Source organism: Bradyrhizobium sp. SEMIA (assembly GCF_014844175.1).
Taxonomy (GTDB): Bacteria; Pseudomonadota; Alphaproteobacteria; order Rhizobiales; family Xanthobacteraceae; genus Bradyrhizobium; species Bradyrhizobium arachidis.
The window spans coordinates 701154-716754 of sequence record NZ_CP046601.1; the positions used below are offsets into that span (position 1 = coordinate 701154).

Below are 15601 nucleotides of genomic sequence, written 5' to 3' on the forward strand. Positions count from 1 at the left end.
GTTCGCCTCTACCGCTCCTCCGCCTCCCGCTCCATATCGCGCCCCGATAAATCCTCGCCCTGCATGTTGGCGTAGTCCCTCGCCATCTCGCGCATCAAAAACTTTGCCGGCACGTCGTGATAGGTGCCGCGGTCGTTGACGTATTGCATGTAAGCACGACCCTCGCCGTCGAACGGATGTAGCAGTGCATCGGTGTGGCCGTCGAAGTCGAGCGGGGCCACGCCGACCTTGGCGCAGAGTGTGTCGTTGAAGGTCGGCGTTGCCTTGCGCCAGGCGCCGTCGACATGCAGCTCGGTAAAGCCGTGCCAGGTGAAGATGTCGGTGCCCATGCTCGCCCGCAGCTTTTCGGTGGTGAGATGGTTCTTGACGTCGGCAAAGCCGACCCGGGCGGGGATGCCGTGGACGCGGCAGGCGGCGGCATAGAGCGAGGCCTTGCCGACGCAGTAACCTTGCCCGGCGGCGAGCACGCTCGAGGCACGAAACGTCTCGGCGATGCGCATGCTGACGTACGGGTTGTAACGGATGCCATCGCGCACCGCCTTGTAGAGCACGCTCGCCTTCTCGCGCGCGCCCGCATCTGCGCGCACGGCGGCTTCGGCGAAGCTCTTCACGGCGGGATGATCGCTGTCGATGTACTCGCCTGGATCGGTGTAGAGGCGGCGGATGGTATCCGGGAGAATGTCTGCCATGGCCGACAGCTTAACAGTTGATCCGCGCGGAACTCAAATCGCCTGACGCATGGAGCGTTGCGCGCAAGCGATCCATTTGCGTCGAGACGCTGGTTGCCATCGCGCCGATGCGATCATTGCCGGTTGCGCATCCAGTCGGCGAGGCCCGATATCGCGCGGTCGAGATCGGCGCGCGCGGCAGCGTCGGTGATTGTCTCTTCCATCGCACCGCGCATGCAGAGCATCCACGCGTCGCGCTCGGCGTCCCCAATGGCAAAGCCGATATGCCGCTGGCGCAGCCGCGGATGGCCCATCTCGGGCGAATAGAGTTTCGGCCCGCCGGTCCATTCGGTGAGATAGCGCTTCAGCACGTCCCTGATCAGGTCGAGGTCGTCCGCGTGCATCGCGCGGACGACTTTTGCCTCCGGCAGCGTGTCCATGCGGTCGTAGAAGCGGTCGACGAGGGCGTCGATCGTGGCCCTGCCGCCAATTCGTTCGAACATGGAGATGGCGACGTCGCTGGAGGTCATCGTGAGTCCCAAGGCTACTGTTCGGCTCCGATATAGTGATCTTGTGGCGCGCCCACAAACTCCGCTGTCGTCCCTGCGAACGCAGGGACCCATAACCCCAGGGAGGAGTTTGGCGAAGATTGGTCGTTCGGGATTAGCAGCGCGAACAATCGAGGGATCACGCGGTATGGGTCCCTGCGTTCGCAGGGACGACAGCGAGGCCTACAGCGCCACGCTCCGCAGCCCAAAGCTGCGGGCCTCGTTCTGCAGCACCGGGCGCACCGCATCGATCAGCCTTGCAGCCGCGGCGTCGACCGACAGCCCCGCCGTATCCACCACCGCCGTCGCGCGCGAGTACAACGGTTCGCGGCTCAGCAAAATGTTGCGCAGCTCGGCCATGGCCGAACGATCATCCGCCATCGGGCGCAGATCGCCCTGGCGGCGGACGCGGGCCATGTGCTCTTCGGGCTCGGCCTTCAGCCAGATCGTGTAGAACGAGGTCAGGATCTGGTCGAAGGTCAGCGGCTCAGAGACGATGCCGCCGCCGGTCGCCAGCACCATCAGCTCGTTGCGCGCGAGCAGCTGTTGCAGCGCCGCCTGCTCCATGCGGCGAAAGCCTTCCTGGCCGTAAAGCGCGATGATCTCGGCGACCGAAAGGCCGTTCTGCTGCTCGACCTCCTTGTTGAGCTCGACGAAGCTCCAGCCGATCTTCTTCGCCAGCATTCGCCCAAGCGTCGATTTGCCGGCGCCGCGCAGGCCGATTAGCGCGATGCCGCAGAACGGCGCGCGCCGTGGCGCGGACGCACTGCCCCCAGTGAGCAGATCTTTTGCCTGCGCGATCTGCGCCGGCGTCGCCTTGCGCAGGAGATCGCGAAACATCTGCCAGTCCGGCGTCGGATCGGCTGAGGGGAGCAGATCTTCGAGATGCGCACCCATCGCGTCGGAGACGCGGCGCAGGAGCACGATGGAAACATTGCCCTTGCCGCTCTCGAGCTGCGCGATGTAGCGCTCCGAAATTCCTGATACCTTGGCGAGCACTTTTCGCGACATGCCGCGCAGCGCGCGCATGGTGCGCACGCGCTGGCCGAGCTGTTCGAGAAAGCGGGATTCGGCGTCGGGACTGTCGGTCATGGATTACAGATCATGGACCTTCTTTAGCGGATGCCTTCTTCAAGAGGTCTTGCGGCGCGTTTTAATGAAACATAGTGCCTGCTGGCATTGACAGCAAGCTGTCACAGTGTCTTTCTATGAATTATAATTCTAAATTCGGGGGAGATGTCCGTGAGCGAGGGATCCTATAACGCGGTGACCTGGCTGCTCGACCGCAACGTCGAGGAGGGCCGAGCCAACAAGCTCGTCTTCGACGACACCGTCTCGCGGCTCACCTATGGCGAGCTCCAGCGCGACACCCGCCGCGCCGCCAACATGCTGCGCCGCCTCGGCGTCCGCCGCGAGGAGCGCGTGGCGATGATCATGCTGGACACGGTCAATTTCCCGATCGTGTTCCTGGGCGCGATCCGCGCCGGCATCGTGCCGGTGCCGCTCAACACGCTGCTGACCGCGGACCAGTACGCCTACATCCTCGCCGACTGCCGCGCCCGCGTGCTGTTCGTGTCCGAGGCGCTCTACCCTGTCATCAAGGACGTCGTCGGCCGCATGCCGGATCTCGAGCATGTCGTGGTGTCCGGCGCCAAGCAGAACGGCCACAAGCAGCTCGCCGAGGAGATCTCGGGCGAGAGCGATCAGTTCACGACCGCCGCGACGCATCCGGACGAGCCGGCGTTCTGGCTCTATTCGTCGGGCTCGACCGGCATGCCCAAGGGCGTGCGCCATCTGCATTCGAACTTGCAGGCGACCGCGGATACCTATGCCAGGCAAGTGCTCGGCATCCGCGAGAGCGACGTGTGTCTGTCCGCGGCAAAGCTGTTCTTTGCCTATGGCCTCGGCAATGCGTTGACCTTCCCGATGTCGGTCGGCGCCACCGTGGTGCTCAACAGCGAGCGCCCGACGCCGGCGCGCATGTTCGACCTGATGAACAGATACAATCCGTCGATCTTCTACGGCGTGCCGACATTGTTTGCCGCGATGCTCAACGACGAGACGATGAAGGCCGAGCGCGGCGGCAAGGCCTTGCGCATCTGCACCTCGGCCGGCGAGGCGCTCCCCGAGTCTGTCGGCAACAGCTGGAAATCGCGCTTCGGCGTCGACATCCTCGATGGCGTCGGCTCGACCGAGCTGTTGCACATCTTCCTGTCGAATGCGCCGGGCGACATCAAATACGGCTCATCCGGCAAGCCGGTGCCCGGCTATGCGGTGCGGCTCGTCAACGAAGCCGGCCGGGACGTCGCCGATGGCGAGGTCGGTGAACTCCTGGTCGATGCGCCCTCCGCCGGCGAGGGCTACTGGAACCAGCGCCACAAGAGCCGCCGCACGTTTGAAGGACCGTGGACCCGCACCGGTGACAAATACATCCGCGACGCCGATGGCCGCTACACCTTCTGCGGCCGCGCCGACGACATGTTCAAGGTCTCCGGCATCTGGGTCTCGCCGTTCGAGGTCGAGAGTGCGCTGATCACGCATCCCGCCGTGCTGGAGGCCGCCGTCGTGCCCGAGGCCGATGCGGAAGGGCTGCTGAAGCCGAAGGCCTTCGTCGTGCTGCGTCCCGGCGCCAAGACGACGGACTTGCAGGAGATGCTGAAGGAGCACGTCAAGCAGAAGATCGGCCCGTGGAAATATCCGCGCTGGATCGATGTGGTGGAGTCCCTGCCGAAGACGGCGACAGGTAAGATCCAGCGCTTCAAGCTGCGGGAAGGGGCGGGTTGAGCGTGACCGTGCGGCGTGTGACTCGCGCTATCGCCGCGAACTCCGCTGCGCTCCCTCCCCCCTTGCGGGGGAGGGCGGGGGAGAGGGGTAGCCCAGCAACCGGTCTTCATGTCGCGCGCCAGATGTTCTTCGTCGTCGCGCGCCAGATGTTCTTCGTCACAGCGGGGAGTCCCCGTGTGGCACCCCTCTCCCTAGCCCTCCCCCGCAAGGGGGGGAGGGAACGACTGAGCAAGCGGACACAGCTCGTTCTTACTGCGCGATCGAAGAAGAGTGACAGCATGACCAACCTCACCCCCACCGGCCACCTCACCATCGGCAACGCCAGCCTCGAATACAAATGGCTCGCGCCGCAGGCCGCCGACGCGCCGACCATCGTGATGCTGCACGAAGGCCTCGGCTCGGTGGGCCTCTGGGGTGACTTCCCCGAAAAGCTTCGAGAGGCCACCGGCGCCGGCATCTTCGTCTATTCGCGCGCGGGCTACGGCCAGTCGAGCCCGGTGACCTTGCCGCGGCCGCTAGATTACATGCAGCGCGAGGCGCTCGACGTGCTGCCGAAGCTGCTCGATGCGATCGGCTTCAAGCGCGGCCTCCTGCTCGGCCATTCCGACGGCGCCTCGATCGCGACGATCTATGCCGGTGCGCATCAGGATCATCGCCTGAGCGGCCTCGTGCTGATCGCGCCGCATTTCATCGTCGAGGACGTCTCGGTGCAGTCGATCGCCGCGATCAAGACCACCTTTGAGACCACAGACCTCAAGGCAAAGCTCGCGCGCTGGCACAAGGACGTCGACAACGCCTTCTATGGCTGGAACGGCGCCTGGCTCGACCCCAAGTTCCGCGATTGGGACATCTCGGAATACCTCGCCTATATCCGCGTTCCCGTCTTGGTCCTGCAAGGTGTCGATGACCAATATGGGACACTGCGCCAGGTCGAAATTGCGCAGGAAGAATGTTACTGTCCGGTAGATTTGAAAATTATTTCAGACGCGGGGCATTCCCCGCATCGTGAAGCGCCAGGGGTGACGCTTGACGCGATCGAGCAATTTGCAAAGGCGGCCCTGCGCCACGATCAGGGACTTCACGCCGCATGACATTGCGGAGACACATCGATGAATGTGCCTTCACATGCAGGCGGCCAGTTGTCATGGCCGCGATGGGCCTATGTGCCCGGCGAGGCGGGCGGGGCCGAGGCCGACTACGAAACGCTGGACATGGCCAAGGCGCTGGTGCCTGCGGCCTTCCGCGGCTTCGTGCCGGCGCGGCATCCGGCGCTGCGCTACGGCCTCGCGCTCAACGACCGCGGCTATTTCTGGGAAGCGCAGGAGGTGCTGGAGGCGGTGTGGGCGGCCGCTCCCCAAGGCGGCCGCGAGCGCATTCTGCTGCGGGCCTGCGTCCACATCGCCAACGCCAATCTGCGACTGCGCATGCAGCGGTCGCGCTCGGCCGCGCGCCTGTTCGGAGATGCGCTCGGCGAGTTGCAGGCGCTGAACTCGCGCAAGGTGGCCGCGGGCGGCGACGGCTTCGTCGAGAGCTTTCCGGTCGCGGCCCTGGCGGCGCAGCTCCAGGCCAAGCTCGATGGTCCCGAGCTCTCCAAGGCGGACTGGATCGCCCTCGGCGCCATCGGACGGTCTTGAGCGACGCATGAAACAAAGTGCATGCACCGGTCGTTAAGGGCTAGACGCCTTCCAAAAGATGCACTATTGTGCATCTAACGCTACGGCGAAAATGCATAATCAAGCTTAGGGGTGACCCATGGCCGGGGAAGATCGGCGCCTCGCAGGCGGCGCGACATTCATCGATTTCCAGACCGATCCGTCCCGCTACAAGCACTGGAAGCTCGCGGTCGATGGCGACGTCGCGACGCTGACCATGGATGTCGACGAGAACGGCGGCCTGTTCGAGGGCTACCAGCTCAAGCTCAATTCCTATGATCTCGGCGTCGACATCGAGCTGGCCGACGCGATCCAGCGCCTGCGCTTCGAGCATCCCGAGGTGAAGGTGGTGGTGATGCGCTCGGCCAAGAACCGCGTGTTCTGCGCCGGCGCCAACATCCGCATGCTCGCGGGCTCGACCCATGCCCACAAGGTGAACTTCTGCAAGTTCACCAACGAGACCCGCAACGGTATGGAAGACTCTTCGGAGAATTCCGGCCAGCGCTTCATCACCGTGGTGAACGGCTCGGCCGCCGGCGGCGGCTATGAGCTCGCGCTTGCGACCGACCACATCATCCTCGCCGACGACGGCGCCTCTGCCGTGGCGCTGCCGGAAGTGCCGCTGCTCGCGGTGCTGCCGGGTACCGGCGGCCTCACCCGCGTCGTCGACAAGCGCAAGGTGCGCCGCGACCACGCCGATTTCTTCTGCACCATCGAGGAAGGCGTGAAGGGCAAGCGCGCGGTGCAGTGGCGCCTGGTCGACGAGATCGCGCCGAATTCGAAGTTGGAGGCCAAGATCACCGAGCGCGCCAAGGAGTTCGCCGGCAAATCGAAGCGCGCCGGCAGCGGCAAGGGCATCGCGCTCTCTCCGCTGAAACGGAACATCGACGAGACCAGCATCCGCTACGGCTTCGTCAGCGTGGACATCGACCGCGCCGCCCGCATCGCCACCATCTCGATCAAGGCGCCGGAAGCCGCGCCGCCCGCCGACATCGACGGCATGATGGCGCAGGGCACGTCGTTCTGGCCGCTGCAGGTGGCGCGCGAGCTCGACGATGCCATCCTGCATTTGCGCATCAACGAGCTCGAGATCGCGATGCTCGTGTTCAAGAGCCATGGCGATCGCGCCCATGTGCTCGCCAACGACGCTTTCCTCGAAGCCAACAAGGCGCATTGGCTGGTCAACGAGATCAGGCATTACTGGAAGCGTGTGCTGAAGCGCATCGACGTCACCTCGCGCACGCTGGTGACGCTGATCGAGCCCGGCTCCTGCTTTGCTGGCACGCTCGCCGAACTCGTGTTCGCTGCCGACCGCTCCTACATGCTGATCGGCACGCGCCAGGGCGATAACCGCCCGCCGCCGTCGATCGAACTCTCCGCGATGAACTTCGGCCCGTATCCGATGAGCCATGGTTTGACGCGGCTGGAGTCGCGCTTCCAGGCTGATCCTGCGGACGTCGAGCGCGCGGAAGCAACGCTCGGCACCGCGCTCGACGCCGAGCAGGCGGAAGAGCTCGGGCTCGTCACCTTCGCGCTCGACGACATCGACTGGGACGACGAGGTCCGCGTGTTCCTGGAGGAGCGCGCCAGCTTCTCGCCCGACAGCCTCACCGGCATGGAAGCGAGCCTTCGCTTCGTTGGCCCCGAGACGATGGAATCAAAGATCTTCGCGCGCCTCACCGCCTGGCAGAACTGGATCTTCCAGCGTCCGAACGCGGTCGGCGAGGAAGGCGCACTACGCCGCTATGGCAGCGGGCAGAAGCCGAAATTCGATATGACGAGAGTCTAGCGAATAGGGAGTAGCGAATGGCGAATGGGGATTCCATTCGCTACTCGCCATTCGCCATTCGCGTCCTGCAAACGAGCTAGTCCCCCACGGGAGGTCCCCCATGAACATGAACATCATGAACGTCGACTACTCGACCAAGATTCCCAACAACGTGAATCTCGCTGAAGACCGCCAAGTGCTCAAAGCGCTGGAAGGCTGGCATCCCGGTTACATGGACTGGTGGAGCGACATGGGGCCGGAGGGTTTCCAGGAATCGCTGGTTTACCTGCGCACCGCTTACTCCGTCGATCCCCGCGGCTGGGCCAAGTTCGACTATGTTCGCATGCCCGAATATCGCTGGGGCATCCTGCTTGCGCCGCAGGAAGAGAATCGCGTCGTTCCGTTCGGCGAGCACTACGGCGAGCCGGCCTGGCAGGAAGTCCCAGGCGAGCACCGCGCCATGCTGCGTCGCCTGATCGTGATCCAGGGCGACACCGAGCCGGCCTCGGTCGAGCAGCAGCGCCATCTCGGCAAGACCGCGCCCTCGCTCTACGACATGCGCAACTTGTTCCAGGTCAATGTCGAGGAAGGCCGCCATCTCTGGGCCATGGTCTATCTGCTCCAGAAGTACTTTGGCCGCGATGGCCGTGAGGAAGCGGATGATTTGCTGCGCCGCCGTTCAGGCGACGCCGACGCGCCGCGCATGCTGGGTGCGTTCAACGAGGCTACGCCGGACTGGCTGTCCTTCTTCATGTTCACTTACTTCACCGACCGCGACGGCAAGATGCAGCTGCACAGCCTCGCGCAGTCCGGCTTCGATCCGCTGTCGCGCACCTGCCGCTTCATGCTGACCGAGGAAGCGCACCACATGTTCGTCGGCGAGACCGGCATCACCCGCGTCGTGCAGCGCACCTGCGATGCCATGCGCGAAGCCGGCATCACCGATCCCACCGACATCGCAAAAGTCCGCGCACTCGGCGTGATCGATCTGCCGACCATCCAGAAGAAGCTGAACCTGCACTACACCCTGTCGCTCGATCTGTTCGGCTCGGAAGTCTCGACCAACGCGGCGAACGCCTTCAACGCCGGCATCAAGGGCCGTTATCACGAGACCCAGATCGAGGACGATCACCAGCTCAAGAACGCCACCTATCCGGTGCTCAAGTTCATCAACGGCGAGATCAAGCTGGTCGACGAGCCGGCGCTGACCGCGCTCAACATGCGCCTGCGCGACGACTACAGCCAGGATTGCGTCAAGGGCATGCTGCGCTGGAACAAGGTGATCTCGACCGCCGGCTACGATTACAAGCTGACGCTGCCCAACGTCGCCTTCCACCGCCACATCGGCGAGTTCAAGGACATCCACGCCACGCCGGACGGCATTTTGATCGACGAGGCCACCTGGTCCAAGCGCAAGGACGAGTGGCTGCCGTCGACGGCCGATGGCGACTTCATCACCTCGCTGATGCAGCCCGTCACCGAGACCGGCAAGTTCGCCTCCTGGATCTCGCCGCCGAAGGTCGGCATCGATAACAAGCCGGGCGATTTCGAATACGTGAAGATCGAGTCGTAAGGCGAGGGCGCGGCCGCACTCGACGGTCGTCCCGGACAACAAAAACGCCTGGTAACCTCGTTGCCAGGCGTTTTGCAGTTCGGTGGCCGAAGTGGCGGGATGAGGCGAGCTACCGCCCCTTAAAATTCGCCGCGCGCCGCTCTTCCGTGGCCTTCACGCCTTCCTTGAAGTCCTCCGTCGCGCGCAGGCGGGTCTGCTCGGCGAGCTCGTGATTGGTCGCGGCCATCACGCGGTCGGCAAGTCCATTGCGCATCGTGGCGCGGGTGGAGAGCAGGCCGAGCGGCGAGCATTCAGCGATCTCGCCGGCGAGCTTCATCGCGGCCGCCTTGACCTGGTCCTGCGGGACGAGCTCGTTGGCGAGACCCCATTTCACCGCCTCTTCGCCGGTGACGCGGCGGCTGGTGTAGAACATCAACTCGGCGTTGTTCTTGCCGATCAGCTCGGGCAGCGTCACGGTCAGGCCGAAGCCGGGATGAAAGCCCAGCTTGGTGAAGTTCGCAGAGAAGCGCGCTTCGGGACAGGTGACGCGGAAGTCCGCCGATACCGCAAGGCCCAGGCCGCCGCCGATGGCCGCGCCCTGCACGGCGGCAACGATCGGCTTCTTGGCGCGGAAGATGCGCACGGCCTGGATGTAGAGATGGCTGATCGGCCCAAGATTGTCAGCCGGATCGCCCTTTGCCTTCTTCTCGGCCTCGCGCGCTTCCTGCGCCTGTCGCGCCGGATCGCCGAAATTAGCGCCGGCGCAGAATGCCTTGCCCTGTGCCGAGAGAACCGAGGCGCGGATCTCGATGTCGCGGTCGAACTCGTCGAGCGCGTCCGCGATCTGGTTGATCAGCGAGATGTCGAAGAAATTGAGCGGCGGACGGCGGATTTCGATGGTGCCGACGTGTCCGACCTTCTCGACGCCGATATCTGTATACGTGCTCATGGTGTCCTCGATTGAATTAGCGCAGGCCCAATCCGCGGGCGATGATGCCGCGCAGCACCTCGGTGGTGCCGCCCTGGATGGTGAGTTTCGGCGCGGTCTTGATGGCGAAGTCGAGCTGCCGCTCCAGCGTCTCGCGGTTGGTCGCGGTCTCCTCGACGAAGGCGGCGAGATCGCGCACACGGTGCGGAAGCTGTTGCTCCCAGACCGTGCCGATGTCCTTGACGATGGAGGCCTCGACCACCGGCTCCTTGCCGGCCGCCAGCATGCCGGCCACCGAGACCGACATGCGCCGCATGGCGTGGAGCTGGGCGACGAGACGGCCGATGCCTTCGGCGCTGCGCGTGTCCGGGTTGGGGCCGACCGCGCGAACCAACTCGGTCAGCACATAGTAGGTCTCGAGGAAGCGCTCGGGACCGCTGCGTTCATACGCGAGCTCGCTCGTCGCTTGCTTCCAGGCGCCGTCGACTTCACCGAGCACGTGATCTTCTGGCACGAAGAAGTCCGTAAAGACGACTTCGTTGAACTCGTACTGGCCGGTGATCTGGCCGATCGGATTCACCTTGATGCCCGGCTGCTTCATCTTGACCAGAAATTGTGTCAGGCCGTGACGGCGGTTTTCCTTGGTCGGCTGTGAGGTCCGGAAGATCGCGATCATGTAATCGGCGATATGCGCCGACGAGGTCCAGATTTTTGTGCCGTTGATGAGATAGCCGCCGTCGGTCTTGGTCGCGCGCGTCTTCGCCGCGAACAGGTCCGAGCCGGAGTTCGGCTCGCTCATGCCGATCGCGAAGCAGATCTCGCCGCGGCAGATGCGCGGCAAGATCTCCATCTTGATGTGCTCGGGCGCGTATTTCAGCAGCACCGGCCCGCTCTGGCGGTCGGCGACGAAGAAGCGCCGCGTCGGCGCGTTGGCGACGCGCATCTCCTCGGTGACGACGTAGCGCTCGAGGAAGGAGCGCTCCTGGCCGCCATATTTCTTCGGCCAGGTCATCCCCAGCCAGCCCTTGGCGCCGACCCGGCGAGAGAATTCCGGCGCGTCGGTGTCCTCGCGGTTGGGCTTGTGCGGATCGAAGGTACCGGCGGCGATCTCTTCGGCGAGGAACGCGCGCACTTCCTTGCGCAGTTGCTCGCACTTCTCGGGCAGGCGGATCGGATCGAAACGGAGGGCAGCGGTCATGTGTTTCGTCTCCCGATCAACGCGAAGCCACGAGCGGCCACAATTCGTCGGCGCCGCGGTTTGCCACCAGCTTGCCGAGCTCGACCGCCCAGTGGCTCTCCGAACCAAAGTCGTCGCGCCAGGCCAGCGCGCGCAGCGAATAGCGGTGCAGGATGTGCTCCATGGTGAAGCCGATCGCGCCGTGAACCTGATGGGCGATGCCGCCGCCTTTCTCTGCAGCTTCCGCGCAGCGGATCTTTGCCGAGGCGGCTTCGAGGTAGACCTCGTCGTTGAACGATTTTGCATTCGCGATGGCGTCGGCTGCGGACGTTGCTGCCGCGAGCGCTGCGGCAGATTCGCCGGCGAGGCGTGCGAGATTGTGCTGCACCGCCTGGAATTTCGAAATCTTCTTCTCGAAGGCGACGCGCTCGTTGGAATAGCGCACGGAGATGTCGAGCATCGATTCCAGTGCGCCCGCAATCTGGAGGCTGCGCGCGACGCCGCCCATCAGCATCAGATTGGTCTGGTCAACGCCATCAGGCGCGGCCTTGATGGTGACCGGCTGGACCTTGTCGAGCGTCACGGTATCGCTGTGGTCGTAGCCGACATTGAGCCCGGACTCGATCCGCGCCTTGCTCGCATCGACCAGCGCGATGGAAACACCGTCCTTGCCGTGCGCCAGCACCGCGAAATGTTTCGCCGCCTTGGCGAAGGGCACGCCGCGGCTGCGGCCGGAGAGCGCGCCGTCGGCATCGATCGTGATGCGATCCTTCGGGCTTGCCGGCAGCACGGTCATCTCGCGCTCGGGCGAGGCGATCTTCGCCTGCGCCAGCAGCCAGCCGGCGAGCATGGTTTCGGCCAGGGGAACCGCGACCGCGAAACGGCCGGCGGCGTTCAGCAAGGCAAAACCGTCGGCAAGGCTCGCGCCGGAGCCGCCGAGATCGTCGGGCACCCAGGACAGCGGCAGGCCGGCTTCGCTCAGCGCCTGCCACAGCGGCGCCTGCCAGGAATTCGTCTTGTCGTTGTTGATGGTTTGCGGATCGGCGAGATCGGCGAAGATTTTCTCCGCGGTATCGACGACGATATTGTCACTCTCCGCCACAGCGTTCCCCGTGTTTTGCCATTGGCGCGTCCGGCCTGACGGGGCGGCGCGCAGTGTCTTCTTGCGCCCGATGATCGGAAAAAGCCATGGCCCTGACAAGCGTTGATCGCAGGTCAACCTGCGGCGCGGGCATGGGCGATAAGCTAATTCCGCTTAGCGGAGTTTGCTCGATTTGCAGGGCGCGGCAAACTCGCTAAAGAGGGCCAACGAAGGCTTGCATCAGATACAGGGGAAGGACATCCGGATGGCTCAAGACAGTCTGTACGCGATCGTGACGGGATCGGCCTCCGGCCTTGGCGCCGCAACCGCGGAAATTCTCGCGCGGAGCGGGGCGCGGCTCGTCATCAATTATTCGTCGAGCCAGAAGGAAGCCGAGGCAACGGCGGAAGTGTGCCGCAAGGCGGGCGCGGCTGAGGTGCTGGTCGTGCAGGGCGACGTCTCGAAGGACGAGGATTGCCGCAAGATCGTTGCGGCAGCCGGCGGCTGGGGCAAGCTCGATATCCTCGTCAACAATGCCGGCATCACCAAGCATGTCGCCCATGGCAATCTCGACGGGCTCTCGGCGGAAGATTTCCAACGACTCTACGGCGTCAACACCATCGGCCCGTTCCAGATGGTGCGCGCGGCGCGCAGCCTGCTTGAGGCCGGTGCGAACGCGTCGGGGCGCCCATCCGCCGTGGTCAACATTTCCTCCGTCGCCGGGATCAGCGGCGTCGGCTCGTCGATCGCCTATGCTGCGAGCAAGGGCGCGCTCAACACGATGACGCTGTCGCTGTCGCGTGCGCTGGCGCCCTTGATCCGCGTCAACACGGTTTGCCCCGGCTATATCGACACCCCCTGGTTCACCAAGGGCCGTGGCGAGGAACAGGCAAAACAGGTGCGCGACAGCGTGATCGCGAAGGTGCCGCTGAAGGTCGCATCAAGCGCCGAGGACATCGCGCAGCTCGTCTGCTTCCTGGCGATGCCGGCCTCCAGCAACATGACCGGCGAGGTCGTGCGCATGGATGCGGGGATGCATTTGATTACGTGATGGCTATCGCACTCTCTCCACGTCATGGCCGGGCCTGACCCGGCCGTCCACGTGTCGCCGCGCGAACCGAAAGACGTGGATGCCCGGGTCAAGCCCGGGCATGACGGCGAGGAGGCAGTTTGCCTCTCTCTATTATTGGCGCCTTAGCCCGCTACCCTTTTATCACGCCGCTCGCGACCAGCCGGTGCCAGATGAACAGCACCACCACCGCGCCGATCGTGGCCATGATGAAGCCGGCGCCCTGGTCGGGGCTGTAGTGGCCGATGGCCTGGCCGATGAAGGTGGCGAGGAACGCGCCGGCAATACCGAGGATGGTGGTGAGAATGAAGCCGCTCGGGTTGTTCGGTCCCGGTGCCAGCCAGCGCGCAATGAGGCCGGCGACGAAGCCGACGATGATGATCCACAACAGGCCGCCGAAACTCATGACAGTGCTCCCCTTCGTGAAGGTGTAGAGAGCATGATCCGGACCCGGAGGGCCGCCTTAGCGCAAGGTGTGCAGCGGCCTTCCGAAAAGATCATGCTCAAGCCAGGCAGACCAGTTCGATTAAATTCTGCCCGACAGCTCGTTCTCCGTCGGCAGCCGTCCGTCCGGCGTCAGATGGTCGACTACCTGCGGCAGATATTGGCTGAGGCCGGAGAGCAGTTCTTCCCGCGACAGGCCGCTCTGGGAGGACAGGCTCTCGATCTGGTCGGCACCGAGCGCATTGGCGAGATCGCCGGGCGCGATTGCCTTGTTCTCACCCTTGCCGACCCAGGAATTCGCGGCCTCGCCGTGGCCGCCCTGCTGAAGCTGGTTGAGGAGATCGCCGAGCCCGCCGCTGAGCACGGTGCCGGCCGCGCCGCCTGCTGGCCCCATGAGATCGTGCGCTATGCCGGTGGAGGCCGTGGCGGCAGTGGTGGCTTCCTCTCGTGCCGAGGCGCAGAGTGCGGCCGCAGGTCGCTAGACCGCCGCTACCGCCGGGGCCACCGGGGAAGCGCGCTGCTGCCGGTATTGACCTGCGTCGGAGGGCGGCAGCGGCGAGCGCTGCTGCGATGCCGGCGCTGCGTCGGGCTGGCCTGCGGTCATGTGCTTGAAAGCCTTCCAGGCAAGCAGGCCGAGCAGCGCCATGGTCATCGGCGACATGCCGCCGGAGGATTGCTCGGAGCTTGGCGTGCTCGGGCCACGGGGGCCGTTCTGCATGCCGTTGAGGACGTCGAGTAGACCCATGGTGCTCTCCTTCGTTCTCCGTCGCGAGCGCTCGCCGCTGACAGCCCCCGGGGCGAAAACATATGAGGCTCTCATGACGGTTACAAGGCGAATGCATCGCAACCAATGGGCAGCCGGCGCTGCCTCTGCTATCGAAGGCGGGTCTTTGAGGGGAGCAAGCTCCAGTGGTTACGGATCGACCGATCGTGGTGGCCGGCGCGGGCGCCATCGGCTGTTTCGTCGGCGGCATGCTGGCCGCGTCAAGCCGCCGCGTCGCGCTGCTGGTGCGGCCGCGGGTGAAGACCGAGATCGAGCGGTTCGGCCTGCGGCTGACCGACTTCGACGGGTCCGAGACAAGGCTCGGTGCCGGCCAGCTCGCGCTGTCGGAAGACCCCGCCATCTTCCACAGCGCCGGCATCGTGCTGGTGACGGTGAAGAGTGCCGACACCGCCGATGTCGCCGACCAGATCGCGCAGCATGCGCCGCAGGACGCGGTGATCGTCTCGCTTCAGAACGGCATCGGCAATGTCGCTGTGCTGCGCGAGCGCCTCGGCGGCCGGCGCGTGCTCGCGGGCATGGTTCCGTTCAACGTGATCGCGATGGGCGAGGGGCGTTTCCACCGTTCGACCTCCGGCGACATCCATATCGGAGAGGATGAGGCGAACACCGCCGCGGCGCTCTCGGTGTCCGGTCTTGCGATGCGCGCCAGCGGTGACATCACCGGCGTGCAATGGGGCAAGCTGATCATCAATCTGAACAACGCGCTCAGCGCATTGTCCGATATGCCGCTCGCTGCGCAATTGGCGAACCGCAACTGGCGGAGATTGTTCGCCGACCAGATGGCGGAGGGCCTGGCCGCGCTGAAGGCAGCCGGCATCACGCCGGTGTCGTCGACGCCGATCCCGATGAACTGGTCTCCGACCTTGCTGCGGCTGCCCGACATGATCTTCAACGCGATCCTCGGACGCACGATGAAGATCGATCCCGAGGCGCGCTCCTCGATGTGGCAGGATCTGAAGCAGGGCCGCAAGACCGAGATCGACTATCTCCAGGGCGCGGTCATCGCGCTCGCCGAGCAGAACCATGTCGAGGTGCCGCTGATGCGCCGCATTGTTGCGCTGATCAGGGAGGCGGAAGCCGCAGGCAATGGCCCGCCCCGGCTGACGCCGCAGCAGATCCGCGGGACGGCTTGAGTGCCAGGAGGTG

14 protein-coding genes and 1 pseudogene are annotated in these 15601 nt (G+C 64.8%); 7 read left to right on the plus strand and 8 right to left on the minus strand.

Annotated elements, in window-relative coordinates; genetic code table 11:
• Window positions 1-8 precede the first annotated feature (8 nt).
• From FOM02_RS03340 to FOM02_RS03350, 3 genes are all read right to left on the minus strand, one after another.
• On the minus strand, window positions 9-689 hold the full coding sequence (locus tag FOM02_RS03340) for a transglutaminase-like domain-containing protein (RefSeq protein WP_027564154.1): 681 nt from the start codon (window positions 687-689) through the stop codon (window positions 9-11).
• A gap of 113 nt (window positions 690-802) precedes the next feature.
• On the minus strand, window positions 803-1198 hold the full coding sequence (locus FOM02_RS03345; protein ID WP_027564155.1) for a group II truncated hemoglobin: 396 nt from the start codon (window positions 1196-1198) through the stop codon (window positions 803-805).
• Window positions 1199-1399: 201 nt separating this feature from the next.
• Window positions 1400-2308, minus strand: coding sequence for a helix-turn-helix transcriptional regulator (locus FOM02_RS03350; protein ID WP_027564156.1), 909 nt, complete (start codon window positions 2306-2308; stop codon window positions 1400-1402).
• Between the two features lie 150 nt (window positions 2309-2458).
• On the opposite strand from FOM02_RS03350, the gene FOM02_RS03355 reads away from it, so the two are divergent.
• The 5 genes from FOM02_RS03355 (at window position 2459) to boxB (ending at window position 8993) form a co-directional block, all read left to right on the plus strand.
• Complete coding sequence (locus FOM02_RS03355) at window positions 2459-4000, plus strand: benzoate-CoA ligase family protein (protein ID WP_027564157.1); 1542 nt, start codon at window positions 2459-2461, stop codon at window positions 3998-4000.
• A 278-nt stretch (window positions 4001-4278) separates the two neighbouring features.
• Window positions 4279-5091 carry an alpha/beta fold hydrolase gene (locus tag FOM02_RS03360; RefSeq protein WP_027564158.1) on the plus strand — a complete coding sequence of 271 codons (813 nt, stop codon included), beginning with the start codon at window positions 4279-4281 and terminating at the stop codon, window positions 5089-5091.
• Window positions 5092-5109: 18 nt separating this feature from the next.
• A complete protein-coding gene (locus tag FOM02_RS03365; RefSeq protein WP_027564159.1) occupies window positions 5110-5634 on the plus strand; it encodes a DUF309 domain-containing protein in 525 nt (174 codons plus the stop codon).
• 118 nt (window positions 5635-5752) lie between these two features.
• Window positions 5753-7441: a 2,3-epoxybenzoyl-CoA dihydrolase gene (gene boxC, locus FOM02_RS03370; protein WP_027564160.1), complete on the plus strand. Its 1689-nt coding sequence runs from the start codon at window positions 5753-5755 to the stop codon at window positions 7439-7441.
• Between the two features lie 100 nt (window positions 7442-7541).
• On the plus strand, window positions 7542-8993 hold the full coding sequence (gene boxB / locus FOM02_RS03375; protein WP_027564161.1) for a benzoyl-CoA 2,3-epoxidase subunit BoxB: 1452 nt from the start codon (window positions 7542-7544) through the stop codon (window positions 8991-8993).
• A gap of 109 nt (window positions 8994-9102) precedes the next feature.
• On the opposite strand, the gene FOM02_RS03380 is transcribed toward boxB, so the two are convergent.
• From FOM02_RS03380 to FOM02_RS03390, 3 genes are read right to left on the minus strand one after another with little or no spacing between them, the layout of a single operon-like run.
• Window positions 9103-9921, minus strand: a complete 819-nt coding sequence (locus tag FOM02_RS03380; RefSeq protein WP_027564162.1) for an enoyl-CoA hydratase/isomerase family protein — start codon at window positions 9919-9921, stop codon at window positions 9103-9105.
• Window positions 9922-9937: 16 nt separating this feature from the next.
• The gene (locus FOM02_RS03385; RefSeq protein WP_265441445.1) at window positions 9938-11098 is read right to left on the minus strand and encodes an acyl-CoA dehydrogenase family protein; all 1161 of its coding nucleotides are present in this window, start codon (window positions 11096-11098) and stop codon (window positions 9938-9940) included.
• A 16-nt stretch (window positions 11099-11114) separates the two neighbouring features.
• Window positions 11115-12179 (minus strand): acyl-CoA dehydrogenase family protein, encoded by a 1065-nt coding sequence (locus tag FOM02_RS03390; RefSeq protein WP_265441446.1) that lies wholly within the window; start codon window positions 12177-12179, stop codon window positions 11115-11117.
• Between the two features lie 244 nt (window positions 12180-12423).
• Here FOM02_RS03390 and FOM02_RS03395 point away from each other — a divergent pair, with 244 nt between their 5' ends.
• A complete protein-coding gene (locus FOM02_RS03395) occupies window positions 12424-13209 on the plus strand; it encodes an SDR family NAD(P)-dependent oxidoreductase (protein ID WP_027564165.1) in 786 nt (261 codons plus the stop codon).
• A 151-nt stretch (window positions 13210-13360) separates the two neighbouring features.
• Here FOM02_RS03395 and FOM02_RS03400 read toward each other — a convergent pair whose 3' ends face one another.
• Together FOM02_RS03400 and FOM02_RS03405 are read right to left on the minus strand one after the other, a co-directional pair.
• A complete protein-coding gene (locus FOM02_RS03400) occupies window positions 13361-13633 on the minus strand; it encodes a GlsB/YeaQ/YmgE family stress response membrane protein (protein ID WP_027564166.1) in 273 nt (90 codons plus the stop codon).
• 120 nt (window positions 13634-13753) lie between these two features.
• A pseudogene (locus FOM02_RS03405) lies at window positions 13754-14416 on the minus strand (YidB family protein).
• A gap of 164 nt (window positions 14417-14580) precedes the next feature.
• On the opposite strand from FOM02_RS03405, the gene FOM02_RS03410 reads away from it, so the two are divergent.
• Complete coding sequence (locus tag FOM02_RS03410; protein WP_027564168.1) at window positions 14581-15588, plus strand: 2-dehydropantoate 2-reductase; 1008 nt, start codon at window positions 14581-14583, stop codon at window positions 15586-15588.
• Window positions 15589-15601 lie beyond the last annotated feature (13 nt).